The organism is Pseudomonas emilianonis (genome assembly GCF_023072625.1).
Classification (GTDB): domain Bacteria; phylum Pseudomonadota; class Gammaproteobacteria; order Pseudomonadales; family Pseudomonadaceae; genus Aquipseudomonas; species Aquipseudomonas paraveronii.
In genome coordinates this window covers 1-1562 of sequence record NZ_JAKNRV010000633.1, presented here as the reverse complement: position 1 = coordinate 1562, position 1562 = coordinate 1, and the positions used below count along the sequence as shown (strand labels likewise).

The 1562-nt window shown below is 67.0% G+C and carries 2 protein-coding genes; both read right to left on the bottom strand.

Features of this window, described 5'->3' with window-relative positions; all coding sequences use genetic code 11:
* Positions 1-153: 153 nt before the first annotated feature.
* Entirely contained in the window at positions 154-753 is a 600-nt protein-coding gene (gene gspM / locus L9Z73_RS30280) for a type II secretion system protein GspM (protein ID WP_247408638.1), read from the bottom strand.
* Positions 728-1562: type II secretion system protein GspL (locus tag L9Z73_RS30275; protein WP_247408636.1), on the bottom strand; the 835-nt coding region annotated here is incomplete at its 5' end. The genes gspM and L9Z73_RS30275, both read right to left, overlap by 26 nt.

Below are 1562 nucleotides of genomic sequence, written 5' to 3'. Positions count from 1 at the left end.
CGACTTGCACCCGCGCGGAGGAATGCTCGCGCACGGCCGGTTCGGGCAGCCACTGCGGTTCGTCGCCGATGCTGCTCAGGATGACCGCCATCAACAGGCCCAATACCCCGACCAACCCGAGCAAGCCCCATTCCAAGGGGCGCAAGACACCGATCATCGGGCCACCTGCGGTTGCAGGTAACCGCGCACCAGCAACTGCACCACCAACTGCCCCGCCCCGCCACTGGCCGGCGCCTGTTTGCCACGGCGGATGCGCAGCTCATCGACGAACAGAAACGGCGGCTGGTATTCCAGCTCATGCAGGATCGCGGTCAAGGGTTCGATGGCGCAATTGAGGGTCAGGCTGACCTGCACCTGTCGATACGGTTCGCCGTCGTCCTGCTCCGGGGTGATCGGTTTGCGTTGGCTCAGGCTGCAGCCGCCGCCGAGGGTGGCGTGGCGGTTGATCAAATCGGCGAGGCGTTGCATCAGGTCGGCGGCGACCGCATCCGGGTCATCCCCCGGCAGCAGGCTGGTTTGGCTGGCCGGGTCCTGGCGGGCCTGGTCCAGTTGCTCACGCAGTGCGTCGCTCTGGCGCAACACGCCGGCATAGCGTTGCTGCTGTTCGCGCAACTGCTCGGCCTGTTCGCCCATGGCACGCAAGGGCCCGGCGAACCAGCTGTCGATCAACAGCCAGTACGCCGCGCCGAACACCACGGCCAGGATCAACAAGGCCGTGCCACGGCGTTCACGGGGTGTGAGGGGTCGGCGCATCGGCGGCCTCCGGGCGAAGATGGGCACGCAAGGCAAACTGATCCTTGCCGCTGCGCACATCGGGTTGAATCACCCCTTCAAACTGGGCGTTGTCCAGGCGGTGGCAGCCTTTGATCCGAGTGATCAGGGCGCTGGCCTTGGCGCTTTGTCCGGAGAAGGCAATCTCGCTGCCCTTGATGTCCAACTGGTCGAGCCAGGTGTCGGCGGGCAGGCACGTGGTGAGGTCGTCGAGCAGCGCCACCAGCGGTGGCTGGGCCAATTTGCGCCGGGTCAGGTACTGCGCCGCGCCGCGGGTGGTGAGCAGTTGCTGACGCAGCGCATGCACCTCGGCGACCTGGGCTTTTTGCTGCTGGACGCTTTCGTGCATGGCGTCGAGCACGCGCTGGCGGTCGTTGAGCCAGAGCAGCATCGCCGCGATCAGCAACGCGCCGCACAGCCACGGCAAGCTGCGTTGCAAGCCCTTGCCTGCCGGGCGCGCACGCGGGCGCAAAGGCGCGGGCAGCAGGTCGATGCCCAGATTGCCCACATCCACGCGATGAGGACGCAGACCGAGGGCGGCACAGTCGCTGAGGATTTGATCGAGGCGTTCGCGCAGGATCGCCACCAGCGTCACTTGCAGGTGGGTCGGCGTGCGCCGCTCCTGACGTGCGACGAAGTACAACTGGTCGGCCTCGAACGGCGTGTAGCGATCCAGTTCATAACCGACCACAGCGCTGAGGTTGCGGGCAGCGGCTGCGGGCAATTGCACGGTTTGCACCAGCACGGCGTCGGCCGCGAGCACCAGCACCTGGCGCGCGTTGCCCGGCGCC